The organism is Flavitalea sp., assembly GCF_035489435.1.
Classification (GTDB): domain Bacteria; phylum Bacteroidota; class Bacteroidia; order Chitinophagales; family Chitinophagaceae; genus DATHKG01.
In genome coordinates this window covers 18,777-43,831 of sequence record NZ_DATHKG010000124.1, presented here as the reverse complement: position 1 = coordinate 43,831, position 25,055 = coordinate 18,777, and the positions used below count along the sequence as shown (strand labels likewise).

At 42.4% G+C, this 25,055-nt stretch carries 22 protein-coding genes; 11 read left to right on the top strand and 11 right to left on the bottom strand.

All coding sequences use genetic code 11. From position 1 onward, the window contains the following. Positions 1–32 precede the first annotated feature (32 nt). Positions 33–4,127: a carbohydrate-binding protein gene (locus VK664_RS20070; protein ID WP_461400486.1), complete on the top strand. Its 4,095-nt coding sequence runs from the start codon at positions 33–35 to the stop codon at positions 4,125–4,127. Positions 4,128–4,221: 94 nt separating this feature from the next. On the opposite strand, the gene VK664_RS20065 is transcribed toward VK664_RS20070, so the two are convergent. The 5 genes from VK664_RS20065 to VK664_RS20045 form a co-directional block, all read right to left on the bottom strand. After that, complete coding sequence (locus VK664_RS20065) at positions 4,222–4,368, bottom strand: hypothetical protein (RefSeq protein WP_461400485.1); 147 nt, start codon at positions 4,366–4,368, stop codon at positions 4,222–4,224. Positions 4,369–4,809: 441 nt separating this feature from the next. Continuing rightward, positions 4,810–5,364 carry a hypothetical protein gene (locus tag VK664_RS20060; RefSeq protein WP_461400484.1) on the bottom strand — a complete coding sequence of 185 codons (555 nt, stop codon included), beginning with the start codon at positions 5,362–5,364 and terminating at the stop codon, positions 4,810–4,812. 78 nt (positions 5,365–5,442) lie between these two features. Continuing rightward, positions 5,443–6,780: a serine hydrolase domain-containing protein gene (locus tag VK664_RS20055; protein ID WP_461400483.1), complete on the bottom strand. Its 1,338-nt coding sequence runs from the start codon at positions 6,778–6,780 to the stop codon at positions 5,443–5,445. Positions 6,781–7,153: 373 nt separating this feature from the next. Continuing rightward, the gene (locus tag VK664_RS20050; RefSeq protein WP_461400482.1) at positions 7,154–8,161 is read right to left on the bottom strand and encodes an NAD(P)-dependent alcohol dehydrogenase; all 1,008 of its coding nucleotides are present in this window, start codon (positions 8,159–8,161) and stop codon (positions 7,154–7,156) included. A 1-nt stretch (position 8,162) separates the two neighbouring features. After that, complete coding sequence (locus tag VK664_RS20045; RefSeq protein ID WP_461400481.1) at positions 8,163–8,384, bottom strand: hypothetical protein; 222 nt, start codon at positions 8,382–8,384, stop codon at positions 8,163–8,165. Positions 8,385–8,712: 328 nt separating this feature from the next. Between VK664_RS20045 and VK664_RS20040 the strand changes: the two genes are divergently transcribed. From VK664_RS20040 to VK664_RS20010, 7 genes are all read left to right on the top strand, one after another. Continuing rightward, positions 8,713–9,609, top strand: a complete 897-nt coding sequence (locus tag VK664_RS20040; protein ID WP_461400480.1) for a hypothetical protein — start codon at positions 8,713–8,715, stop codon at positions 9,607–9,609. Next, complete coding sequence (locus VK664_RS20035; RefSeq protein ID WP_461400479.1) at positions 9,593–10,432, top strand: hypothetical protein; 840 nt, start codon at positions 9,593–9,595, stop codon at positions 10,430–10,432. Before VK664_RS20040 ends, VK664_RS20035 begins: the two co-directional genes overlap by 17 nt. Before the next feature lie 66 nt (positions 10,433–10,498). Beyond that, positions 10,499–11,419 (top strand): hypothetical protein, encoded by a 921-nt coding sequence (locus VK664_RS20030; RefSeq protein WP_461400478.1) that lies wholly within the window; start codon positions 10,499–10,501, stop codon positions 11,417–11,419. A 555-nt stretch (positions 11,420–11,974) separates the two neighbouring features. Continuing rightward, positions 11,975–12,232, top strand: a complete 258-nt coding sequence (locus VK664_RS20025; protein ID WP_461400477.1) for a DUF4473 domain-containing protein — start codon at positions 11,975–11,977, stop codon at positions 12,230–12,232. A 6-nt stretch (positions 12,233–12,238) separates the two neighbouring features. Further along, positions 12,239–13,003, top strand: a complete 765-nt coding sequence (locus tag VK664_RS20020; protein WP_461400476.1) for an SDR family NAD(P)-dependent oxidoreductase — start codon at positions 12,239–12,241, stop codon at positions 13,001–13,003. A 22-nt stretch (positions 13,004–13,025) separates the two neighbouring features. Then, positions 13,026–13,940 (top strand): helix-turn-helix domain-containing protein, encoded by a 915-nt coding sequence (locus VK664_RS20015; protein ID WP_461400475.1) that lies wholly within the window; start codon positions 13,026–13,028, stop codon positions 13,938–13,940. Between the two features lie 352 nt (positions 13,941–14,292). Continuing rightward, a complete protein-coding gene (locus tag VK664_RS20010; RefSeq protein WP_461400474.1) occupies positions 14,293–14,730 on the top strand; it encodes a hypothetical protein in 438 nt (145 codons plus the stop codon). A 38-nt stretch (positions 14,731–14,768) separates the two neighbouring features. On the opposite strand, the gene VK664_RS20005 is transcribed toward VK664_RS20010, so the two are convergent. Next, positions 14,769–16,655, bottom strand: a complete 1,887-nt coding sequence (locus tag VK664_RS20005) for a chloride channel protein (protein WP_461400473.1) — start codon at positions 16,653–16,655, stop codon at positions 14,769–14,771. A 104-nt stretch (positions 16,656–16,759) separates the two neighbouring features. On the opposite strand from VK664_RS20005, the gene VK664_RS20000 reads away from it, so the two are divergent. Next, entirely contained in the window at positions 16,760–17,446 is a 687-nt protein-coding gene (locus VK664_RS20000) for a Crp/Fnr family transcriptional regulator (RefSeq protein ID WP_461400472.1), read from the top strand. A gap of 367 nt (positions 17,447–17,813) precedes the next feature. Here VK664_RS20000 and VK664_RS19995 read toward each other — a convergent pair whose 3' ends face one another. Then, positions 17,814–18,350 carry a dihydrofolate reductase family protein gene (locus VK664_RS19995; RefSeq protein WP_461400471.1) on the bottom strand — a complete coding sequence of 179 codons (537 nt, stop codon included), beginning with the start codon at positions 18,348–18,350 and terminating at the stop codon, positions 17,814–17,816. Positions 18,351–18,416: 66 nt separating this feature from the next. Continuing rightward, the gene (locus VK664_RS19990; RefSeq protein WP_461400470.1) at positions 18,417–19,193 is read right to left on the bottom strand and encodes an AraC family transcriptional regulator; all 777 of its coding nucleotides are present in this window, start codon (positions 19,191–19,193) and stop codon (positions 18,417–18,419) included. 251 nt (positions 19,194–19,444) lie between these two features. On the opposite strand from VK664_RS19990, the gene VK664_RS19985 reads away from it, so the two are divergent. Together VK664_RS19985 and ppsA are read left to right on the top strand one after the other, a co-directional pair. Continuing rightward, positions 19,445–19,870: a MarR family winged helix-turn-helix transcriptional regulator gene (locus tag VK664_RS19985; protein ID WP_461400469.1), complete on the top strand. Its 426-nt coding sequence runs from the start codon at positions 19,445–19,447 to the stop codon at positions 19,868–19,870. Positions 19,871–19,981: 111 nt separating this feature from the next. After that, positions 19,982–22,648 carry a phosphoenolpyruvate synthase gene (ppsA, locus tag VK664_RS19980; protein ID WP_461400468.1) on the top strand — a complete coding sequence of 889 codons (2,667 nt, stop codon included), beginning with the start codon at positions 19,982–19,984 and terminating at the stop codon, positions 22,646–22,648. A gap of 1 nt (position 22,649) precedes the next feature. On the opposite strand, the gene VK664_RS19975 is transcribed toward ppsA, so the two are convergent. The 3 genes from VK664_RS19975 to VK664_RS19965 all read right to left on the bottom strand — a co-directional run bounded on the left by VK664_RS19975 (position 22,650) and on the right by VK664_RS19965 (position 24,918). After that, a complete protein-coding gene (locus VK664_RS19975; protein WP_461400467.1) occupies positions 22,650–23,000 on the bottom strand; it encodes a nuclear transport factor 2 family protein in 351 nt (116 codons plus the stop codon). A gap of 17 nt (positions 23,001–23,017) precedes the next feature. Continuing rightward, complete coding sequence (locus tag VK664_RS19970) at positions 23,018–23,935, bottom strand: helix-turn-helix domain-containing protein (RefSeq protein ID WP_461400466.1); 918 nt, start codon at positions 23,933–23,935, stop codon at positions 23,018–23,020. 119 nt (positions 23,936–24,054) lie between these two features. After that, positions 24,055–24,918 carry an SDR family NAD(P)-dependent oxidoreductase gene (locus tag VK664_RS19965; protein ID WP_461400465.1) on the bottom strand — a complete coding sequence of 288 codons (864 nt, stop codon included), beginning with the start codon at positions 24,916–24,918 and terminating at the stop codon, positions 24,055–24,057. Between the last annotated feature and the right edge of the window lie 137 nt (positions 24,919–25,055).

Sequence of the window (25,055 nt, the reverse complement as noted above, 5' to 3'; positions counted from 1 at the left end):
AGATAAATTTTTATACCAAATTCTGACGCTATATGAAAAAAATTATTGCTTTGCTGCTTTTATCTGCCCTATTTGGTAATAACAAATTGCGGGCCCAATTAGTGCTGGTTGATGATATGGAAGGCAACGGGCCTGCCTCGGGAAACTGGATCTATAATGCCGGAGCGAATGCCACAGGCTCTGTACTCTTCCATGAGCCCAACCCGGCTCCTTCCGGCCTTAATAAAAGTTCCCATGTTGCCAAATTTACAAAGGATACTACCTGTTCCCCTTACATGGCCGCAGCCGTTACGCTGGGATCCCCGTTTGACCTGTCTGGCAACAATACTTTTAAAATGCTGGTGTACAGCAATGTGATCGAAGAGGTATTGTTCAAGCTTCAACCGGGCGGCGACTTCGCGCAGGCTGTGTTTCAAACATACCGCATTAAGAATATAAATCAATGGGAAGAAGCTGTGTTTACTTTTCCTGGTGCGAGTAACCGAACAGATCTGAATCGCATAACTATCCAGTTCATGGATGGTAAAAAAGCAAATGGAATATTATATTTTGATCAGATACAGGCTCCCAATTCAACCAGTATCAACCTTACAAAAATGAATATTCCGATGGGCCAGGAGAATGGCAAGGTGATTGAGGTAAAGTTGAGTGGCGACAAATTTAAAACAACACTCAATGTAGCTAACTGGATTAGTTCGGGTCTTCCCCAGGGCGTATCGATTGGTAACCTGCTAAGGATGAACGACACCACTGTCAATATTGTTCTAAGCGGCAACTCAACGGTAAACTATTCTACTACAACTTTTACACTAACAGTAAACGGTAATGAGTTGCAAAATCCTAATATTGTTAGCTATAATGCAAAGGGAATTGTAGTGTTCGACGGCAATCCAGGCTGGACGATGATATACTATGACGAGTTCGAAACAGAAGGACTACCCGATCGTACCAAATGGAACATCGATCCACACCCTAAGGGATGGATCAACAGTGAGCAGCAGGTATACACCGATTCCACACGTGACAATGCCCGTGTGAGAAATGGTAATCTCGTCATCACTGGAAAAAAAGATTTTCCAACCGGTAATCCAGATGAACCCTGGTCTTCAGCCCGTGTCACTTCTCTTCGCAAAATGGAATTTTTATATGGTAAAGTAGAAATGAGAGCAAAACTACCGAGAGCGAGAGGTTCATGGCCAGCATTCTGGCTGATGCCAACAACCAATGCTTATGGCAACTGGCCCAAAAGCGGTGAAGTTGATATCCTCGAGCATGTAGGAAATAGTTTTGGTAAAGCCATGGCCGCCGTACACACCGAAAACAAAAACTGGACAAACGGCGGCAACCTTGGTGGCAATCAGATGATGCCCGACCTCGATACAGTATATCATGTGTACGGACTGGAGTGGTCTCCCGATTCATTGCGATTTACTCATGATGGCGTTGGTTTTTATACATATGTTAATCCTCAAACCGATTGGAAAGACTGGCCATTCGACAAACCGTTTTATGTTATCCTGAATATTGCTATGGGAGGAGGAATGGGCGGCAATATCGTGGAAGCTGACTGGCCAGACAGCATGCTCGTTGATTGGGTGCACATTTCACAAAAAGGATTGGGAACGCCGGTATTGAATTCGATTATTATCACACCGGACAGCATATCTGTTCTACCGGGGAAAACACAACAGTTCATAGCCAGAATACAAGACCAGAACGGTCATGTAATAAACGGCATTACTCCAACATGGAGTATTTCAGGAACTGGTAACGTGATCAATGCTGATGGTTTCGCCACCATTCAAAGCTCAGGTGTGGTTACTGCAACCACTACGGTTGAAAATATAACGGTATCAGGATTAACCAATATCACAGTAAGACCTACTGATTATAAATCGATACCTGCAAGGATAGAAGCCGAAGATTTTGATAATTCAAATGTATGTTGCACGGAAACCACTGCTGATACCAGTGGCGTGCTGAATGTAAGTTATATCGGTAAAGGATCATGGTTTGAATATGATATCGATGTACCTGACTCAAAAGCATATCGCCTCCAGCTGAGGGTAGCGGCGAATTCGGCTTCAAGTCTGAAAATCGCCATCGATACAACTGAGTTGACAACTGTTCAACTTCCCGCCAGTGGTGGCTGGCAAACCTGGATAACTGTTATCTCCGCTCCCATCGTATTTGGACCGGGGCAAAAAACGATCCGCCTGACCTCGGAGTCTCCCGGCTGGAATTTCAACTGGCTACAGATCGTTAAGGCAAATAAACACAAAGTAAAAAGCGTGGTGATACAGCCTGACAGTGCCCGGATCTTTGCAGGAGAATCTTTACAATTTAAGGCGCTCGGGTATGATAAGGACAGCAATTATATTATGCTTTCACCAGATCCTGTATGGACAGTTTCCAGTTCCAATGCCGCAGTTAATACAACCGGTCTCTTTACATCCGACTCTGCAGGTCAGTATACGATTATTGCAGCTTCTTCAAAACACCTGAGCGGAAGTGCTATTGTAAATGTGTTTGGTGTTCCGGTTCTAACAAGGATAGAAATAAAACCAGATACCTTAATCATACCTGTGGGTGCTTCACAACAGTACACGGCCAAAGGATTTGATCAATATGATACACAGGTGCCATTAACTGACACGGTATTTTGGTTCGTTACCGGCAATGACAATACTATCGGCACAAACGGTTTGCTAACTGCAGGTAATATGCCCGGAACTTATTTCGTTACGGCAACTTCAGGAGGTGTGAGCAGAACATTGGAATTGGAGTTAGGTTATACCTGTACTGTCAACAATCGATACGAGGCCGAATCCGCTTCTTCGAATGCGGCAGGACCATACCTGGTCAATACAGATGATACGGATGGCGGTCGGCATTTTGAAGGCATCACCGCAGGAAAATGGTTTGCATACAGTGCGCTTAAAGTGCCATCGGCCGGCAAATACAATATCCGCCTGCGCGTCTCTACCACGGCTCCCGCTAAAATTAAGATCGGCCACGGCGCATTCACATTCCGCATCATTGATGTGCCTTCTACCGGCGGGCAATGGCAAACGATTTCAGATACATTGACTCTTCCGGCTTTATCCTATACAGGAATCAATGCAGTATCGGGAACATTTAAATTCAACTGGTTTACGATCGATAACTGCGCGGAGTTGCCCAAACAACCAGTGCGCATGGAACTGACTCCCGACATGATCACCCTTGCGGTTGGCGGCACCCATCAATTTGCGGCTCGCGGTTACGATATTAATAACCAACCTGTATCGTTATCAGCACCATTGCAATGGTCAGTAAATGGCACGAATAACACTGTTGATTCCAGCGGGTTGGTAACGGTTAATTCGGCAACCGGGATTTATGCTGTAATTGCTACTGCCGGCACGCTTACTGATACAGCCTGGGTTAATGTAGTTGAATGCTCTGTGAATACAAAATATGAGGCGGAGAGCTTTTCCGCCCGGCATTCCGGACCAGTGCTGGAAACATGTTCGGATCTGGGTGGCGGACAGAATTTTACGGGTCTTGCGCCAGGACATTATTTTGCCTATAATACATTAAATGTTCCCGCCACAGGTTTATACAGGATCAGCTTTCGTGTATCGTCTACTGCACCTGCACAGATAAAGATTGGTCACAGCAATTATAATTTCGGAGTAATAACTATCCCGTCTACAGGCGGTCAGTGGCAAACCATTACCGATACGATCACTTTGCCTGCACTAAGTTATACCGGGATACATGTAGTTTCCGGAACCTTCAGGTTTAACTGGTTTGTTATTGATAATTGTGGAACTGTGCCAAAGGGTATCAGCTTCAATCAATCCGCTGCTGGCTATAGCAGCGAAATGTTCTATAAAAATGGTAAATCCAGTCTGAGTGTATATCCCAATCCAACAACCGGACATGTTGTGATTAAACCGGATGATACAATCTATCACACAATGAAACTGTTTGATAGCCATGGCAGATTGATACATCAATGGAAAACCATTCCAGGTCAATTAACAATCAGTAAGGATTTCAGTTTCCTGAAAAATGGTATCTACATATTGAAGTTGGAAGGAATAAATAAACAGCAAACATTAAGGATAGTGAAACTATAACGACCCTTTCCCCTGTTATCGAAGAGACTGTTGAAAGACAGTCTCTTTTTATTTGCAAATGATCGGATTGCCACAAGAAGAAAAACGGACATTCTTATTTTGGTATGGTGGCGATGGCCTCTTGTTCATTGGCCTGTCCATATATAGTTCCTTCTTCAAAACCCGTCATGCCCATACAACCCAAACCGATAATTGGTACAACCAGGCCCTGGCTTCCCAATGCAATATTTTTGATTTCCATATTGTTTATTTTCATGGGCCAAATGTCGCTAAGGTTAGCGACCCCGCTGTATGCAAAGCCCTGAACATTGTATGCAAATCAAGGGTTGTGTAATAATTCGTCTGAGAAGTCATAATTCATCGGGGCGTAATTCATCTCGGCTGGAAGAAGCCGGACTCTGTTTTCAATGACTTTTTTAATTTGACCGATACATCGGTCAATATCGCCTTACAATGACCGATGTATCGGTCATTTATCAAACAAGGTAATAAACAGGTAATAACCTGGAGATAACCAGGAAATAACCAAGTAATAATAGGTAATAACCGGGTAATCCAGAAATAGGTAGGCGAACAAATACCGTTGACAAAGCAAATTGCCTTCCTTAATTTCTGCAGTCAAAAATATCTGCAGTCAAAAATATCTGCAGTCAAGAATATCTGCAGTCAAGAATATCTGCAGTCAAGCCATGTGATTAACATCGTGACTGTTTTGTTTGTGGGCGGCCCGTTGAAACAGCAACGCCGATCCAATAAATAGCAAGGCGAAGAACGCATGGAGACCAAACACTGCTAATACACCGTTGGCAAAAGCGGGCGTGCCGATAATCAACGCAATCGCAGGCACCAGCACAATCGCGAACCCCGTTGCAAGCAAAGCGCGTGACATTCCAAGTGGTTCTAAGTGTGCGATGATGGCACCGGTTAACCCGATGAGGAGCACACCGAAATACATCATGTTGGCGGGGTTGTCCCCAAGAATACCGCCAACTGCAGCATTCATCCAGGCGAGGAGTAACACTGCGGCAATCGCCACAACAACAGCGATCTGGTATGTCTTATTGCTCATCATGTTCTTCGTCACCATACCATACAAAAGACCGGCGGCACCGATCAGCAGAATAAGGGTCATAACAATTGCTCCCGGTTTCCAATGCCAGATGGCAAGAAGCAACAAGACCATGAATATAAGCAGTATGATCCCTATCCATTTAGTAATGCCAGTAATGTTTTTCATGATTTAATATTTTTAGAAGGTTACTTATGTTTATAAAATTTATAGAAAGTTGTTGTTATAAATTATAATTGCAGGCAGTTACTTTTCCTTTGTGAAAACACGCTGCCCGCCTCCCCGTTTTATGATCATCTGATTTTTAGCGGCGTCGAATTCAACGACAATCGCACCTTCGATTTTAAATTGATCCTGCGCCGTCGCTTCGAGCGGCGCAGGAGATTCAGCATTCGGTTGAATGAAAAGCGTTGTGCCTTCCCGTGAAATCGTAAATTTTACAGAAGCATCGGGACTCGAATAAACACCTACGTATTTATCCAGCACTTCTTTGCTCACGGCAATACTTTCGAAGGCAGGAATTTCGAACGGCTTATTGTAGTAGATGTCGATAACGCCGCTGACAATATCGCGCACAGGATAAACCTTTGCGTTCGTAGTATAAGCAACCACCAACTTTTCCTCCGGCAGATAGGCCAGCCAGGCTCCATAGTTATCTGCCCCACCCGTGTGCCCGTAAAAAGTTTTGCCGGCGAACGTAAAGCTTGCCATTCCCAAACCTTCCCCGTCCCGCATTGTCTTCATCAGGCCGAGACTTTCAGCAGACACGATCTTTCCGTCAAATAGCGCCACGATAAATCTGGCCATATCGTTTGGTGTCGAAACAATCGCACCCGCACTGAAGAGGATGCTCGGATGCGTTTCGGGCAACTGTTTCCATTCACCTCCCAAATTCATATAAGTAAGGGCCTCGTTTTTATTGACATCAATATTCCCGGTTGCGATGTAGGTATCACCCAGACCAATCGGGGAGATGATTCTTTCTTCAAGTGCTTCACCATAAGTTTTATCGGTTATCTTTTCAATTATAAGGCCGAAAAGAAGGTAGCCGGAATTGCTGTACATGTGCTTTGAGCCCGGCTCAAAATCAGGCTTGCCATTGACAATCAGTGCAAATATTTCATCCTTCGACATAGGCAATGTGTTCACGTTTTTTTGAGCATTCTGATCGCGTCTGACGTTAGGGATACCGCTGCGATGCTGAAGTATTTGAATGATTGTGATTTTGCTTGCATTCGGGATCTGGGGGAAAAATTTATCAATTGTGTCGGTCAGCTTTAATTTTCCTTCCTCCACAAGCTGCAGGATCATAGCAGCAGTAAACATTTTTGTGATTGAACCAATCCGGTATTTGTTCGTCGCGGATAATGGTTTCTTTTCTGTCTCGTTGATCTGGCTGTACCCGATGCTGCGGCTGTAAATGACATTACCATTCCTGGCGATGACCAGGCTCCCCATTGCCTTATTTTTTTCAGCGAGCCGGTCAAAAAACTTGTCGAGTTTGGCTTTGTCCGGCGTCTGTGCGTAGCTACCATTTAACAATGTCAATCCCAGTATAATGTTGAATATTATTTTGGTTTTCATGATAAATAAGGTCTAAAATACATTAAAATAAAAGTACTTTGCAAATCAAAGTAAGTAATAGTTTTTCTAATGTCAAAATTTTTCAGTCAGTAAAATTCATATGATTTGATAAAAGGCAGCGTCCATCATTGGACGGTTATGTTGTGATAATATCGGGAACAGGTCTTTGCAGCTAACCAAAATAATTATGGATGATGTTATTATGTTGATGCTGATGCATGCCACCGCAAGAATGTGGGCACGACAAAATCCTACATTTCAAAAATTGAAAACAACACTTGCTAAACAGTTATCTCGCATCGACTGTCACATCCGTGCTGACATACATTTTCTGTCACATACCATATCGAGAGGCAAAATGCCAGATAAACCATCATACACAGTAGAAGGTGATCACAATATTTCCCGTTTTTTCGCCAGTCTCAACATAACGAAATGCATCTGAAATTTTATCGAAGGGATATCGCCTGTCAATCACTGCTTTGAATTTTTGTTCTTCCATAAGTTGCCGGATCAGCACGACGCTGCGTTTGCAGTCAAAAGGAATCGGGAAGATCACCTTCTTACCTTTTCTCAAAGACGTACTTAACGCGAGGAAAATATTTATCGCCCATGGACCCGGCTCCGAGAAGATGTACGCGCCATCCGGTTCGAGCAACGGTTTACATTTTGCAAATGTACTCTTCCCTACCGCGTCAAAAACGTAGCGATACTTTTCTTTCAATATCGTGAAATCTTCCTTCAGATAGTCGATGACCTTGTGGGCACCTAACGATTGTATTAATTGGATGTTCTTAGTATTACATACCGCTGTTACGTTTGCACCGTAATAATTCAAAAGTTGAACCATGGCCGATCCGATCGCACCCGAAGCACCGTTCACCAAGACATTGTCACTGGGTTTCAATTTAATTTTATTCAGCATGTTGTAAGCATAGTGGGCACCTTCGAGGGCGGCTGCTGCCTGATCATATCCCACACCTTGTGGCATAGCCGAAATCGCCTTGCTTTCAGGGATGCATACATACTGCGCGTGTGTACTCAAGCCCGTATCCTCAAATCCAAAAACATTGTCACCAACGTTGAATGAGGTAACTTCTTTGCCGATGGCCATCACTTTACCCGCAAAATCAGTTCCCAAAATTGTTCTTTTCGGATTAAACAAGCCGGTCAGGAACCGCATGATAAAAGGCTTTGCTCTGAGCATCGCGCAATCGGTCCGGTTAACGGTCGTAGCGAAAACCTGTACAAGTACTTCATTATCCCTGGGTAATGGAATTTCTATCTCACGTATACGCAAGACGTCTGGCGGGCCGTATCGTTCATAGGTTGAGGCTTTCATGTGCTTTAAGATAATTTGTTTCCGCGCCTGTGAATTCATTTTACTCCTTGTTTTCCAATACTAACCGGGTTTTGACTTTTCCTGCTCTTACCATTTCTATCGCTTCATTCACTTTAGAGAATGGCATAAGATCCACCAGGGTCTCAATATTATGCTTTGCCGAGAAATCAAGCATATCTACCATGTTCTTGCGACTACCCACATAATTTCCATAAATAGTTCGTTGAGCATAATCATATAGCAAGCCCACCTGATGTCCCATTTTATTGAAAAACCGGATTGCCAGCTGCCCAAGGCCACCTGCTCCCAGGACTCCAACAATGGAATTGGCGGGTAACTGTGCTCTCGCTGATCAGCCTCAGACTATCTTTTTCATTTTTATTTTTTATAACGTTGATGATTTATATAATGCTGTAAATATATAGTTATTGTTGTTTTCATCCTTTCGCTTTTAACACTGATGATTGCCCCTTGCACGAGACAAATTTGGGAAACCAGTAAGAAAAAGGACGGGTAAATCCCGCCAACTAAAATATTTTCCCCGCCCTGGCGTTTATGATTACTGATTCAAAAATCCTAAACCTTATCCAATGTCATCCGAAAAAGAAAAAGGTGGTTTTACAATTGACTTTTCCAGGCTGTTTTCCTCAGACTACGACAAAGCAGTTCCGGGAAGTTATGATGAGAGCCTCTATACCGATCCTGTTACCGGTAAATTCCGTTTCCCTTCTAACAATACACTCTTCAAAGGAATAATTTCTGTAAAAGATGAAACGAATTACAAGCAAGAGTATTTCAGTGGTTTAAGTATTAAGGAGAAACAAGCGTTTTCTATTGATGAGTTTGAACGTAATTTTATGATCCCCTTATTCTCCATTGAAAAATTCAGTGATTTTATGGAAAGGATGCCGGAGGAGAGTTTTGAGAAAGGAATTTCCAAAGAGAATGTACTATACCTTTTCAGGAAGTTTAAGCATTTCATTAATGAAGAGCATTTTATTAATGACGAGGAAACCGAACCTTATTTTATTTTAGAGAAGGTGAAGTCGGATGATGCCCTGCGCCTTGGTTTGCTTTCGGCCTTCGATATTACAGCTACTAATTCAAGAGAGCTTTGGGACAATCTACATACCAATATCCTAAAAGAGATCTGTAAAGCGAATAATCTAACAGGAACCAATAAACGAGCAGCGATGCTTGATAAAATTCTGGAACTGAATCCTGCATTTCCACATAATGTGGTAAATGCCTCAGACCTTTTACAACAAACCTTTTTTTCGTTTGTCGATTTCTACCTGGATGATATTAAAAACACCATTGACCAACTGCATCCCCTTTACCTGGAACCGGTCTGGGAAACGGTGCGTGACACAAATTTCGGAACAAGGTTCAGGAAAAGGGTGAACGAATTAATGGATTCAAGATACTGGGCTGACAGATTAATTACAATCACTACAAACGATGAGGAGGATGAAGATGGAGAATAAATGGTATTACAATAACCCGGTTTTTACAATGCCTGATAAGAATCCCACTAAATCTGCTTTGGGTTCTGCCCCTACCGGAAAATTTCTTAAGGGAAAAGCGGGCTCTTATGACGAAAGCCTTTTTAGCGATGCTTCTACAGGTGAATTCTGTTTTCCTGATTATAATGCCGGATGGAAAGGTGTTGTGAAATTAAAGGACCATACAAAGTATAAGCAAGGAAGTTCTATAGAGGAGTTTGAATATTATTTCTTCAGCCCGGCTATTGAAGTTCCCGATTTTGAAACTTTCCTGGAACAGTTACCAGGGGATTATTTCCCGGTTAATACATCAGGCGGTAAACTATTTGAACTTTTTGAAGAGTATCAGGATTTTGTACAGGGACATGTGAAAGCCAGTTATTATTTTGAGCAGTTCCGTGATCCATCGGAATTAGTACAGGCAGCATTATTTTATAAGGTGGATAATTCAGCATTGAAACCTGCGGATCTGTGGGAGGAAATAGCACCGGTAAAAGTGGACGAGATCTGTATAGCGAATAATATCAGGCCAGTTAAAAACAACGAGGCGAACATCAAAAAACTGGTGGAAAACAATATCCCCTTTCCTTATGAATTTTACCGCCCTACCGACCTGTTAAAAGAGATATACAAACGGTTTACCATACTCTATGTTGAAGATATCAAAGTTAATACCGATCATTTCCATCCCTTATACCTGCAACCTTTGTGGGAAGAAGTGGAACGAAGCTGTGGCAATGAAGATATCGAAGAGCAGGTAAATGCAATTTTAAAATCCAAATTCTGGAAGCAAAGACTCATCTGAAGCAAAGAGTCTTCTGAAGCAAAGACTCTTCTGAAGCTAAGACTGATCTGAAACAAAGACTTATCTATGAATAATGAATTATTCTCTAACGCGGTAGCGACAATCTCAAGACTGCTGTTTGCGCCAGCTATTGTTGAATTGCAACATGAGGAAACGGATACTTATGGAGATGAGTATATTAAGGCAATAGAAGGATCCTATGACAGGGGTTATTTTACAGAGCCGGGCTCAGGTAAGTTTCGGATGCCATCTTATAACAAAGACTGGACGGGGCAGGTAAAGATTAAAGATTGTACAAATTATAAGGAGGCTTATTACGGGATACTGGATAAAGATGAAAAGGCAAAATATACCATTGATGATTTCGAGTATAAATTTCCTTTTGTTTGGTTCGAAGTACAGGATTTTCAAACCTTTCTTTCAAAACTTCCGGCGGCCTCTTTTAATAAAGGATTGAAAAGAGAACAGGTGATAATGCTTTTTGATGAGTACGAAAATTTTATTAAAGGCGATAAAGGAGATTATACTGATTTATCAGATGAAAAGTATAAAAAGACCGCTGTGGAACTCGGCTTATTAGAGATCATTGATCAGGCAGATAAGACGCTGACGGAAATATGGCAGCAACTCCAGCCATCTCAACTGCGGGAGATATGCAAAAAGAATAAGCTTGAATCGACTGGCAAATCGGCTTCCATGATTAAAAGTCTTATCGCAGCGAATATCAAATTTCATTTCGAACTCTATCAGCCTTCAGAACTGTTAAAACAGTGTCATGCTATGTTTGTTGATATGTATCTTGACGATTTGCGTATGGGTACGGATCATCTCCATCCATTATATTTTAATTCTCTATGGGACCAAATATGCCGGGAAAATTATCTCGTGGAAACCCTTGAAGCGAAGGTTAAAGAGATTATTAAAAATCCTTTCTGGGCGGTAAGACTTTGCAAGGCGGTAAGATTGGAGGATAGTTTAACGGATTAAAACAAATAAAATCGTTGTTGTAAATCCCCCGCAGGCGATATGGTTAGCAGCCCAAATTCTACATCGGTGAATTCGGCTTTTGCCGCAGCAATTATTTTTTCCAAAATTCTATCTCAGAGCTCAATATGCTTGCGGGAGTAACGAGATGCCGCCGGGCTCCACTTCCTACCAGGACTGCACAATTCTCTGCCATCAATGGTATGGCAGCAGATGATTTTGATGACAATGGAAATCCAGACCTTTGCATTAACACGAATGATTTTGGATCCGCCAGGCCTGCCTGATTTGTTATTTCTCAGTTGAAACATATTGCAAAAGCCCTCAGTACTAATAAATATCAGGTCTCTTCGTCGCCGTAACCACTGTAATGCAACCTGAATTGGCAATAGTAATTTCTAAATTAAGCTACTTTCTTTTTGGCTACATTAAAGAGCGTTTAAGCTACATCCGGTATTGATTTAATGATCAATTTTGTGCTGTCAAAAAGGAAGAATATGAAAATCATTGTAACAGGTTCATTGGGCCATATCAGTAAACCACTAGCATACGGGCGTTTTGGGAAGATCCATTGGCATTCCGGATCTTGAATGGCGTATATTAACTGAAGAGCAAATGATGCAGTCGCTCCAGGCGAATGGTGTTACTGAAAATGCAGCCGTAAACCTGGTAGAATTGGGACGGGCAACACCTACAGGACTTTTACGGGAAGATTTTGACAGGAATCAACCGGAATCCGGAGAAGCATCATTGGAGGATTTTGAACAGGAATTCTCCGCCGTTTATAATCAACAATCATCTGCAACAACAAAATAAAGAACAATGGAAATAAAAAACAAAATTGCGCTTATTACCGGGGGCAGTCGGGGTTTGGGAAGAAATATGGCTCTGGCAATTGCCCGAAAAGGTATCGATGCGATCATCACCTATAACTCCAATAAAGCAGCAGCTGATGAAGTAGTAGAACAGATTCGTTTTATGGGCCGAAAAGCTGCAGCCTTCCAGTTGGACACAAGCGATACCAGGAATTTTGATCCGTTTGTCAGCGAATTAGTATCGCATCTGGGCACAGGGTTGGGTCACCCAAGGCTTGATTTTCTTATCAACAACGCAGGAACAGCATTGTATGCCCCGGTCGCTGAGACTACTGAAGCGCAAATGGATGCTGTATTCAATATCCACTACAAGGGAGTTTTCTTCTTAACGCAAAAGCTCTTGCCGCATATAAACGACGGTGGGGGTATCGTTAATATTTCTTCCGGACTTGCACGCATTACCATGCCGGGGTCATCGGTTTATGGTTCTCTGAAATCTGCAGTCGAAACGTTGACACGCTATATGGCAAAGGAATTGGGCGATCGTAAAATACGCGTCAATGTAATAGCTCCGGGGGCTATTGAGACTGATTTTGGTGGAGGGCGTGTAAGAGACAATAAAGACATAAACGGGCATATTGCAGACATCACGGCTCTGGGACGTGTGGGCTTACCTGACGATGTCGGCGGAGTTGTGGCTTTCCTTTGCAGCGAGGAGGCTTACTGGATAAATGCCCAGCGGATCGAAGTATCGGGCGGACAGGCTATTTGATGAAAAGATTAAATTTATCATTATGAAACCTTATAAAATAAGGTCGATCACTGAATTTCACAGCGTATTCCATTTGCAGGGACCCCAACACCCCCTCATCAGTGTTGTAGATTATAAGGTTTTAGTGGCTGCCAAAAAGCAAAGTGAGATTACCACAACCGTGGCTGATTATTATTCTATTTCGGTCAAGCGGGGGCTGAGTGAAAAGATGCGTTATGGCCAGCAGGAATACGATTTTGATGAAGGTATTATGTATTTCCTGGCGCCGGGACAAGTATTGCAGACTGCTCCGGTAACGAATATTTCATTACAACCTTCGGGCTGGATTTTGCTGATTCATCCGGATTTTTTTTGGAAAACAGCGCTGGCTAAAAGCATTAAGCAATATGAATTCTTCGGATATTCCGTCAATGAAGCGCTTTTTCTTTCAGAGAAGGAGGAAACTATTATTAACAATATCGTTCAAAATATTCAGCAGGAGTATAATTCCAACATTGACAGATTCAGCCAGAGCATCATCATCTCTCAAATAGAAACTTTATTGAATTATGCGGTGAGGTTTTATCAACGTCAATTCATCACACGTCAAATCACCAGTCATACCATTTTGAATCGTTTAGAGGAGTTGCTTACAGAATATTTCAATAGCCGGGATTTGACAAGCAAAGGGCTTCCAACCGTTCAATACATTGCCGGACAATTAAACGTTTCACCCAACTACCTTCGTAGCCTGCTCAAAGTGCTGACGGGGCAAAATACGCAGCAACATATCCACGATAAATTGATTGAAAAGGCAAAAGAAAAATTATCTATCACTAATTTATCAATCAGTGAAATCGCCTATGAGTTAGGCTTTGAACATTCGCAGTCCTTCAGCAAATTATTCAAGACGAAGACCAATGTTTCGCCTAAAGCGTTTCGGCAATCATTTAATTAAGTTTTTCCAGAGATTTGTGATGATTCGCAGGCTTCATCAATAAAAGCAATCAAAGAAAATATCAAATTCAGCTCGACGCAATTCTTTTTCGAAAAGGACTTATCGTGTTCCAATTTACGTTGTTGATATTTGTTGCCATACTCAACTTACCAGTGTTAGCTTGCCGGCTCAGGAAAATATTCGTCGCTGATGAATTTCCAGGTTGGACCATCCTTGCCAAGCACTCCATAAGAGGTAACAAAGAATAGCAATTGAATTGGAAACTTCACAACCGCTTAGTTGTATTTGTTAAAAATTTGCTGTAGCATTACCAGATTATCAAAATCAAAGAACTAACGTTAATCCACAACCTATGAAAATTAAAATACATCTGTTAACACTCTCTGCGTTAGTGATGATACTATCTGCGGTCTCCTGCAATAAAGATTCTGATGACCAAACTGAAAGTGGACCTGTTAAAGTAAAGTATGAAATATCAACTTCATCAACAAGCTTAACCTTTAAAGACGGCAATCCTGCCGTTGCTTATACCAATGCAAATTTTAATGCCGAAACCATAACCGATTTACCTGGTGGGGGAATAAAATGGACTAAAGAATTTACCATTCAAGAAACAAAAAAAGGAAATTCTGTAGTGATTGTGGGCATACTACAGTTCAAAGGAATTACCGGAGGTGTAACTACAAGGATTTATATTAACGATGTTAAAAAATCAGAAACAATTCAAGGAGTTCCCCAAAACGGTGATGGCTATCCATTGGTAAATATTAATGCTACTTATACATTTTAATATGAGGTCAGCAGAAATAGTTTTCTTTGAAATGAGTATCAACTTTTTTTCAGAGACGCAATAACCTGGTTTCGTTTTACCAGCATCCTGAACCTTTGCCTTCGCAACGAGATCGCAACAACATTGTTTTTCTCCAGGACCATTTGCAGTTTATGCGTATTAAAAACGGCCTGCTGAGTAAAAAATCCTGCATATGTTTTATCCTGCCGCAAAACGGGTAAAAATTCAACATTTTCGGCGATCATCTTTTCCATGGCGAACCTGACAGTATCGTTCACACGAACATATAGTGTCTTTTCAGTAAGCACTGTTTTCACCGGTAATAATTGCTGTTCCGGGGCATTAAGCTTCAAAATGTCCGAAGCATTTAATAATCCTTCAAATTTGTTATCGGCACCGACTACAATGATATTTTTTTGTTGATGTTCAAAAGATTTTAAATAAGCCAACTGCAAATCCCCGATCGTGATGTCCGACTTTATAACCAGCGCATCATTGTTCATAACTTGTTTTACAGTATAAGATTGGAGTATGTCTGGTCCGTATGCTACCGGAGTCTGCACACCCCTTCGCGAAATCTTTTCGGTCATAATGGTATTCTCCATCAGCAGGTATGAAATAAAATAAGCCGCTGTGCAGGCTGCAAGTAAGGGCACCAAACCATTGAACTGCCCGGTGGTTTCGAGGGCAAAAGCAATAGATGTAAGAAAAGCTCGCGAAGCCCCGGTAAACATAGTTGCCATTCCTACCAAAGCCGACAACCCAATCGTAACACCGGCCGCCGGGAAAATCTTCATGATAACATAACCCAATATTGCGCCCGCAGCACTTCCTATCGTTAACAATGGCGCAAGGGTGCCACCGGAGGTACCACTGCCTAATGCAATCGCCCAGGAACAAAATTTCAAAATACAGAGTATGGCAATAAAACTCAGCGTTAGCTCCCCGTTCAGAATATCAGTGATGTTATTATATCCAACGCCAAGTGTTCCCGGTGCCATATATCCGATAACGCCAACAAAGAGTCCCCCAATAGCTGGCCACCACATCCAGTGAACGGGTAATTTCTCAAAAAGATCTTCCACGAAGTAAACTATACGGGTTACGCCAACAGAGATTATCCCGATTATAATCCCCATGCAGCTATACAGGAACAGGCCCGTGTTTGATGGCACCCCGATAAACTTCCTGATGGCAAATACCGGTCCTGATTCAAAAAGAAAATGATGACCCGCAGCGCCGGTTATACATGCCAGTGCAACCGGGATGATTGCCCGCGGTGAAAATTCAAACAACAACAATTCAATGGCAAGAAATATAGCTGCAACAGGGCTACCAAAGATTGCAGACATACCTGCCGTGGAACCCGCAGCGAGCAATATTTTTCTTTCATTTGATGTAATCTTTAACAATTGACCAACTGTGGAACCCAATGCACCGCCCGTGGCAATGATCGGCCCTTCTGCGCCAAACGGTCCACCGGCCCCGATCGCGATGGCTGCAGAAACTGGCTTTAAATAGGTGATGGAGGGTCTGATCTTACTATGATTCGTCAGTACTTGTTCCATCGCTTCCGGTATGCCATGACCACGAATGGCTTTTGATCCGTAGAGTGCCATCAGCCCGACTATGATACCGCCAATGGCAGGTATGAAGATCACCAGCCAACCCAGGTTGTTAGACGCGGGGCTAATATCGGCAACAGACAGTTTACCAAAAAAGAAAAACCCCGTGGTAAAATTGATCAGCAACACGAGCAGCTTCGAGATAAAACTGATAACCAGCGCAATCAATACAGCCAGTGATGAAATAAATACCAGGCGTTTCCCGCGATGATAGCCTGCCCACTGTGATTCAGTTTCTCCCTTATCAAAATTTAATGATGTAGCAATTGGTATGCTCTTAGGTACAGCCTTTATACGCATAATCTTACAATAATCCGCAAAAGTATGATTTAAATCATATTTTGGTAGTAGGAAATTGCCAGAATCGGTTTTTTATATGTTTTGTGTAATATTTTGCATGCCTTATGATCAAATCCCCGTCTGCGTGTAATCTTAAAGACTGCTTCCTGTGTCAGCACGTTGTAGCCCATTGGTTACCAGGTATCAAGGCTAACAAAACCAACATTCAATTCAGAAAAGGGGAAATCATTTTTAACGAAGGGGATCAGGTCAAAGGCATTTATTTCGTCTATTCAGGGATCGTAAAGGTTCATAAACATTGGGATGAGAAAAAGGAGCTGATCTTTCGGTTCGCAAAGGCGGGAGACATGTTTGGTTATCGCGGCCTGGGAAATGAAAAGATTTATCCGGTCTCAACCACGGCGATTGACCAGGTAACCGTATGTTATATCGATCTCGCATTTTTTGATGTTACGCTCCAGGCCAATCAATCGCTGACATACAGGTTGATGCAGTTCTATGCAAACGAGTTACAGGATGCGGAGAAAAGAATGAGAAACCTCGTGCATATGGAAGTAATGGGCCGCGTTGCTGAAACACTTCTCCTGCTGCGGGCAAACTTTGGCCTTTCTGCAGAAGGATATATAAATATCATGTTGAGCCGCCAGGATATCGCCTCACATGCCGGTACTACCTATGAAACCCTTTTCAGGATAATGCGGGCATTCATCAAAGACAAACTGATTCAAGTGAAAGGGAAAAAAATTTTTATTCTCAGGGAGTCTGCCTTAAAAAAACTTTCATCTCCTTGATCTGATTTTGCAGACTAATAAATTATGGTCACTGACCAGTATTGATTTTTACATCATTAAACATAAAAACATTATCACTAATCCAGACTGCCTTCCCGCTTGAAGCCGTAACGTTCCTTAAAATAACTTCTTGGTTTTGACATAGGGAACCTGAATAAGATCCGCTTAGTAAGGCAGCGCTGATAGGTTTTCCGTCTGCCGGTACGAAGACACAATAGCGGATCACCAGCTCCCCTGCCATATGCTGCCGTAATCGGAACGCAGGTTTATTTTGCTCCTGCCGCGAACAGTGGAATTCTCCACTAACAACATTCCACTTCCAATTGAATTGATCCCCATATGTCCAAGCTTCCCGATTTCCCATCGTTTAGGGATGGCCGATACTGTACCGTAGCGATACAAGCCCGGTTTCGTAGGTTTTGCTATGGAGAAGCGTGAGCTTAGTCCGGCTATCCTGCGGGCGGAAAAGAGGTTTGCCGCAGCCCAGCAGGATGGGATGCACCGACATCCATATCTCATCAACAAGTCCCTCTTTTATCAGGGTGTCGGTAAGCGATGCACCGCCGAATAGCCAGATATCCTTGCCAGGAAGTGCTTTTATTTTGCGTGCCTGGGCAAGGCTATCTCCTGAAACCAGGATGGCACCTTCTTTTACATGGTCCAAAGTATTAGAGAATACATACTCCTTCATACCGGGCATGCCGGGCACCACTTCTCCATTATTATTTTTTGCGTGCTGTAATGCCATTTCGTAGCTTTTCCTGCCAATGAAAATGGCATCTACACGAGAGAAAAATTCATTCAGTCCATAATCCTGGTCTGTAAAACACCAGTCATATTCTCCGTTTGGGCCTTCAATATAACCGTCAAGTGTCACGGCCAGGCCTAAAATTACTTTTCGCATAATGTTTCTTTTTTTATTACGCGAAGTTGCCCGATTTCTGTTTCACATAATTGTACAAAACGGACATCAATACAAAATATGCTGCGAATGTGCGAGTTCGCCAGGTGTGTAACCAGCATAGGTTTTATAATCGCGTATAAAATGGGCCTGGTCGTAATAACCGCTTTCATAGGCCACAGCTGTAAGGGAATGAGCAGGATACTTCTTCAGGTGCTGCAATGATTTTATGAATCTGCTGACACGTAAGTATTCTTTAGGCGACAAACCGATGCATTGCTGAAACCTACGGGAAAGGTGACGCTGGCTAAGGCCTGTTTTATCGGTGAGCTGCTTTACCGATAGCATATCAGTTGAAGCTTTGGCTTGCTTCAAACACCAGGCTATTTGCCTGTCATCCCTGCTTTGAGCCAATTGCTGTACCAGGTATTCCTGAATGACAGACACACGTATATCGTTGTTGCAGGCATAGGCCAGCTTATCTTCAATCTCTGAAGCCTTACCTTTCCACACATTATCCAAAACCGTAGTGGTATCAGTGAATACATGCATCGGAAGGTGAAAAAATTTATAGGCCATGCCAGGATGGAAGCAAATCGCCAGGCAACCGGAACCTTTTCGCATCTGCACATCCATAGGGCGGCTCATACGAAAAGTGATAATACTTCGATTGTAGAGTTCATTACCAATGATTGCTACGGGCGTACTGGTATAGCTGATGAATAGTTCTACGCATGCATCGGGCAGAACCCGTATATGCCGGGTATCAGCATCATCATCGCAGTCCATAGAACAAATCACCTTTACATAAGGCTGCAGTGCAGGAATGATATCGTATAGTTGCATACGCACAGTATAAAATTAAACAATAACATGTTTACTGTATACTTCATAACATGACTTAGTTTAAAGGCCGTGTAATGATAAATCCGGCTCCTCCTCTTCGGTGGTTGAAACTTTTTTCAGCTGGTTTGCAATCAAAAAACAAAATACCAAAAATTATTGGCTGGCTTGCAAAATAATTTTATCTTAGTGGCTAAGATATTCAGTCAATGAGATATAAAATGAATGATGAAATAATCAACAGAATAAGAAAATTGAGTCAACTGTATGCATATACGTCTATCCGGATGCACGAAGCCATTGCGCGTAAAGCGGGACTTTCAGGGACTGACCATAAATACCTGGGATTTTTGATTGAAAAAGGCCAAATGACGGCAGGTGAGCTTTCAGTATTAACGGGTCTGACAACTGGTGCCGTTACTGGTTTAATAGACAGATTTGAAAAGAAAAAACTAGTCAAAAGACAATTTGCTGATGGCGACAGGCGGAAGGTTATCATTGTACCAAACACTGAAAACATAATGACGCTTTTCGTACCGCTTTACAAAGAATTCCGAAAAAAGTCAGAAAAACTTACTGCTTCATTTTCAGAAAAGGAGACAAAAGTCATTGAAACTTACTTTTCGAAAGCAATCGAAATAATGAATGAAACCACAAATAAACTTAATCCCAAACTTTAATACCAACCTCATAGCAGGATGGAAGAACATTTTGGACAATTCATTTGAACCGTAGTGAAGCGATTTGAACCTGGCATATCAATCTAAAAAAATCGACAAAAACAATCAAATATGGCGAAGATTAATATTATGGGTTCTCATACAATCAGTTTACACGATGTTGACAAATCGAAAACTGAACTTGTCGGAGGCAAGGGTGCGAACCTGGGGGAAATTTCCAAAATTGAAGGGATCCTTGTACCTGGTGGCTTTTGTATTACCACCGAAGTATTTAAAGAAGTTACCGGCAATAGCGATAAGTTTAATTCATTGTTGGACCAACTCACCATTCTGAAAGCTGAGAACCGGAAAGGCATCAGTGAAATCAGCGCGAAAATAAGAAAACTGATTGAAGGTATAGTATTACCCCAGGATACTCGTAATGAGGTTAGCCGGTATATTGAGCAGTTTGGTAAACAAAATTCTTATGCCATAAGATCCAGCGCAACAGCTGAGGATCTACCTACTACATCTTTTGCAGGGCAGCATGATACCTATCTGAACATTATCGGAGAAGAGGCCGTCTTAGAGTATATCATCAAGTGCTGGGCTTCGCTGTTTACGGAGAGGTCAGTGATGTACCGTATTCAGAATGGCTTTGACCATCGTAAAGTGCAGCTGGCTGTAGTTGTTCAGGAGATGGTCTTCCCACAGGTAGCAGGAATATTATTTACTGCTGACCCGGTTACGGGTAACAGGAAAGAATTATCCATTGATGCAAGCTTCGGCCTCGGGGAAGCATTGGTTTCTGGCCTGGTCAGTGCTGATAACTATAAAGTACGAGAGGGCAGGATTATAGATAAGAAAATATCCACGAAGAAACTGGCGATTTATGCCTTAAGAGACGGCGGTACGAAAGTGCAGGAAATTGACCCAGGAAAACAGCATACACAAGCACTGACTGATGAACAGATATTGCAACTTGAGCAAACAGGCAGAAAGATCGAAGCACATTTCGGCAATCCCCAGGATATTGAATGGTGCCTGGTTGATGATACATTTTACATAGTCCAGAGCCGGCCCATCACCACATTATACCCTATACCGGCACCACCGTCGGCAAGCCTGTGGTGGTCGAAGGAAGCAAATGATGGGGAAAATCGCCTTTATATATCTGTCGGCCATCAACAAATGATGACCGATGCTATGAAACCATTGGGATTGTCATTTTGGTTGTTAATGACTCCTCCAAATACGCGGACAGCCGCCGGAAGGTTGTTTGTTGATGTCACACATATGCTAGCTTCCCCTGGCAGCCGGGATACAATAATAAATACACTGGGAAAATTTGATCCGTTAATAAAGGACGCAGTTACAACGATTCTACATCGTGGAGATTTTATAAAATTATTGCCGGTTGATGACAAAGAACCAGGTTCCGGTCAAACCAATAAAGCTACGACGCTTCCGAATTACCAGGCACTAAACGAATACGATCCCACAATCGTTGCTGAGCTGATCAGCATTAGTCAAACCTCGTTAGAAGCGTTAAAGCAAAATATCCAAAAGAAATCAGGTTCAGATCTGTTTGATTTTATCCTGGAAGATATCGGGCAATTAAAGAAAATCACAACAGACCCACGAAGTTTTGGTGTGATTATCACTGGAATGAATGCTGCAGGCTGGATCAATGAAAAAATGAACGAATGGCTCGGTGAGAAAAATGCAGCAGATACTATTGCCCAGTCTGCGCCAAACAATATCACTTCGGAAATGGGCCTGGAGCTATTGGATGTAGCGGATGTGATTCGTCCATATCCGGAAGTGATCGCCTATTTACAACATGTAAAAGATGACAAGTTTTTGGATAAACTGGTTAAGTTTGATGGTGGACAGGAAACACTTGAGGCAATTACTACTTATCTCAACAAGTACGGAATGAGATGTGTTGGAGAAATCGATATCACAAAAAACCGTTGGAGCGAAAAGCCAATTACACTGGTCCCCTTGATTCTTAGTAATGTCAAGAACTTTGAGCCAGGTGCCGGCAGCCGGAGATTTGAACAGGGACGACAGGAAGCTCTGAAAAAAGAAAAAGAATTACTGGATCGGCTGACGCAATTACCCGGTGGCGAACAAAAGGCAAAAGAAACAAAACGAATGATCGACCTGGTCCGGAATTATGCCGGTTATCGGGAATATCCAAAATATGCCATCATTAGCCAGTACTTTGTTTATAAGCAAGCAATACTAGAAGAAGCTGAACAACTTGTACGCCATGGCGTTCTTCATGAAAGAGAAGATATTTACTACCTGAATTTTGAAGAGCTCAGGGAGTTAGTAAGTACAACGAAACTGGATTACGAAGCTATAAACAAACGAAAAGAATTTTATAAATTATATCAAAAACTAAGTCCGCCACGTGTTATAACTTCTGACGGCGAAATAGTCACGGGGAGGTATAAGCGAGAAAATCTCCCGGCCGAATCTATTCCAGGTCTGGCTGTTTCCTCCGGGGTGATTGAGGGAAGGGCACGTGTAATTTTAAAAATGGAGGATGCAAATCTGGAAGAAGGAGATATATTAGTCACCTCATTCACTGACCCTAGCTGCACACCATTGTTTGTTTCTATAAAAGGCCTTGTCACCGAGGTTGGAGGACTAATGACGCATGGTGCAGTTATCGCAAGGGAGTATGGCATACCTGCCGTTGTGGGTGTGGAGAATGCCACCAGGCTGATCAAAGACGGGGATAACATCCGCGTAAATGGAACTGAGGGTTATATAGAAATCATTTAATTCAATCAATCCCGATGACGAAGGCCTTTAATTCATGCATCTTACCGTCGCGAAACCGCCAGACATCACAATAGGCATAATTGGTCATTTTTCCGTCTTTGTCCTTTAAACTTATTTTACCAATGGCCGATACAAAATCATCTTCGGAAATAAAATTTTCAACCATAAACTTTGGCGGCTCGGGGTAAGAATCTGCCATATACTGTCGGACAGATTCTTTACCTTTTATTGTTTTGTCGCCTACAAATGTCCATTCTGTATCTTCGGTACAGAATGCAAGAAACCCCTCATGGTCGCCACTAGTGACTGCTGCATTTGCTTTTTCAAGGATTGTTTTATTATTCAATGCCATATGATATTGTGATTTGATCAGTTAAACGATCGCCTGAATTCAAGCGGAGACAATTTGGTTTTGGTTTTGAATAGCTTACTGAATGATTGAGGATGTTCGAAACCCAGCTCATAAGCTACTACACTCACCGATAAGGTAGTGGTAGAAAGTTTTTCCTTTGCCTTTTCAATCAGTTTTTCATGGATGTGTTGCTGTGCGTTTTGCCCTGTAAGTGTGCGCAACATATCGCTTAAATAACTGGGTGATAAATTCAGATTTTCGGCAAGAAACTGAACGGTCGGGATACCATTACTTAAAGAATTTTCATTGCTGAAGTAACTGGTCAGCAGATCTTCCAGTCTTTGCAAAAGATCGTGACTAACGATCTTACGGGTAATAAATTGTCGTTTATAAAAGCGATTGGCATAATTCAGCAACAGCTCAACCTGAGATATGATGAGTTCATGACTGAAGTCATCTATCCGGCTGTTCAATTCCTCTTCCATGAATTTGAAAATGGAAATGATAGTGGCTTTCTCATTTTCGGAAAGGTGCAGCGCTTCGCTGGTTGCATATGAGAAGAAGCCATACTGACCAATCTTTTTAGCTATGGGATGACCTAAAAAGAAATCCGGGTGGATCAGCAAGGTATACGCAGAACAGACTACATCGGTCTCTCCCCCACCCATTACCTGGCCGGGCGAAGCGAACAACAAACCGCCATCATCGAAATCATAATAGCCCTGGCCGTATTTTAATCTGCCTCCAATTTTTGGCTTGTAAGAGATTTTATAAAATCCCAATACATGGGACTGGGACGGCAGTTGTAACTCAGACCAGGAAGGTGCCCCGTTGATCATACTGATCAATGGATGCTTAGGTTGAGGGAGGCCAAAGGCCCGGTGGGCATCGGAAAGTGTATCAAATTTATGCGGGCTTTTCTCGTCTTTTTTCATTTCAAATCAAATATTTCATGAAAACAAATATCATCATAACCGGCAACCATTTATTGGCGGTTATGATGAGTTCTTATTTAGGTTATAATCTGTTCTTCTTTTAGGTCATAGCCATTCTTCTATAAGTTAATAACCAGTTCTTCTTTAGATATGCCCTGGGCTGAACTGGAAACGGCGTCCCATTTTTCCCAAAGAGCCAAACGTTCTTCATAAGCAGCACGTATCCTTGGCAGATTATGACTGCCCAAATTGAACCGTAACGGCGGGTTGTCAGTATCTACAATCTGAAAAAGCGCTTGTGGTGTGGCATTCGGATCGCCTCTTTCTATATCTTTTAATCTTTCAAAAAATTGTGTTTTAAAGTCCGAATATATTTCCATGCCGGCCGCAAATTTCAGAGAGTCCTGGCTGCCGAATTCCGTAGCATAAGCGCCCGGTTCGATAATGGTTACAGCAATTCCAAAATCTGCCACTTCCAAAGCAAGGCTTTCGTGTATAGCCTCAAATGCCCACTTTGACGAGCTATAGTAGCCAATTACCGGCAATGTTACATGGCCAAGATTGCTGGAAACACCAAGGACATGTCCGCCACCTTGCTCCCGGAGTAACGGTAACGCAGCCTTGATAACAGCAAGCGTCCCGAAAATGTTCGTTTCATACATTGCCTTAACATCTTCTGCACTCGACTCTTCAATAGTGCCGACTAATGAATAACCGGCATTGTTCAGCACAATGTCCAATCTTCCAAACCAGGCATGCGCCTCTTCTATGGCCCTTTTTGCCTGGCCGGGCTTTGTCACATCTAATTCAAGAGTTAATACATTTTCGCCATATTTTTCTTTGAGTCCGGCTAAACTATCAACGCTACGTGCCGTTGCTGCAACTTTATCGCCACGTTCCAGGGCGGCCTCCGCCCAAACGCGTCCAAACCCACGCGAAGCGCCGGTAATGAACCAAACTTTACTATTCATTTCTTTTTTCATTTTCCTGATCTTTTTTTAATTATTGATGAAGCAAAGATCAGGAGGCACCGCTGACGATATGTAGTCTAATCGGGGACTGTTGTAGTCTATTTGAGGATTTACTATTATTACCATATCACCACCGCCGGCTTCCACAC

Coding starts and splice junctions, on each gene's coding strand:
- VK664_RS20055 (WP_461400483.1), bottom strand. CDS start 6,780: ATGAAAACCAAAATAATATTCAACATTATACTGGGATTGACATTGTTA.
- VK664_RS20015 (WP_461400475.1), top strand. CDS start 13,026: ATGAAACCTTATAAAATAAGGTCGATCACTGAATTTCACAGCGTATTC.
- VK664_RS19970 (WP_461400466.1), bottom strand. CDS start 23,935: ATGAAAAAAGACGAGAAAAGCCCGCATAAATTTGATACACTTTCCGAT.
- VK664_RS20030 (WP_461400478.1), top strand. CDS start 10,499: ATGAATAATGAATTATTCTCTAACGCGGTAGCGACAATCTCAAGACTG.
- VK664_RS19995 (WP_461400471.1), bottom strand. CDS start 18,350: ATGCGAAAAGTAATTTTAGGCCTGGCCGTGACACTTGACGGTTATATT.
- VK664_RS20065 (WP_461400485.1), bottom strand. CDS start 4,368: ATGGAAATCAAAAATATTGCATTGGGAAGCCAGGGCCTGGTTGTACCA.
- VK664_RS20020 (WP_461400476.1), top strand. CDS start 12,239: ATGGAAATAAAAAACAAAATTGCGCTTATTACCGGGGGCAGTCGGGGT.
- VK664_RS20070 (WP_461400486.1), top strand. CDS start 33: ATGAAAAAAATTATTGCTTTGCTGCTTTTATCTGCCCTATTTGGTAAT.
- VK664_RS20060 (WP_461400484.1), bottom strand. CDS start 5,364: ATGAAAAACATTACTGGCATTACTAAATGGATAGGGATCATACTGCTT.
- VK664_RS20010 (WP_461400474.1), top strand. CDS start 14,293: ATGAAAATTAAAATACATCTGTTAACACTCTCTGCGTTAGTGATGATA.
- VK664_RS19975 (WP_461400467.1), bottom strand. CDS start 23,000: ATGGCATTGAATAATAAAACAATCCTTGAAAAAGCAAATGCAGCAGTC.
- VK664_RS19990 (WP_461400470.1), bottom strand. CDS start 19,193: ATGCAACTATACGATATCATTCCTGCACTGCAGCCTTATGTAAAGGTG.
- VK664_RS20040 (WP_461400480.1), top strand. CDS start 8,713: ATGTCATCCGAAAAAGAAAAAGGTGGTTTTACAATTGACTTTTCCAGG.
- VK664_RS20005 (WP_461400473.1), bottom strand. CDS start 16,655: ATGCGTATAAAGGCTGTACCTAAGAGCATACCAATTGCTACATCATTA.
- VK664_RS20045 (WP_461400481.1), bottom strand. CDS start 8,384: ATGGGACATCAGGTGGGCTTGCTATATGATTATGCTCAACGAACTATT.
- ppsA (WP_461400468.1), top strand. CDS start 19,982: ATGGCGAAGATTAATATTATGGGTTCTCATACAATCAGTTTACACGAT.
- VK664_RS20035 (WP_461400479.1), top strand. CDS start 9,593: ATGAAGATGGAGAATAAATGGTATTACAATAACCCGGTTTTTACAATG.
- VK664_RS20050 (WP_461400482.1), bottom strand. CDS start 8,161: ATGAATTCACAGGCGCGGAAACAAATTATCTTAAAGCACATGAAAGCC.
- VK664_RS20000 (WP_461400472.1), top strand. CDS start 16,760: ATGATCAAATCCCCGTCTGCGTGTAATCTTAAAGACTGCTTCCTGTGT.
- VK664_RS19965 (WP_461400465.1), bottom strand. CDS start 24,918: ATGAAAAAAGAAATGAATAGTAAAGTTTGGTTCATTACCGGCGCTTCG.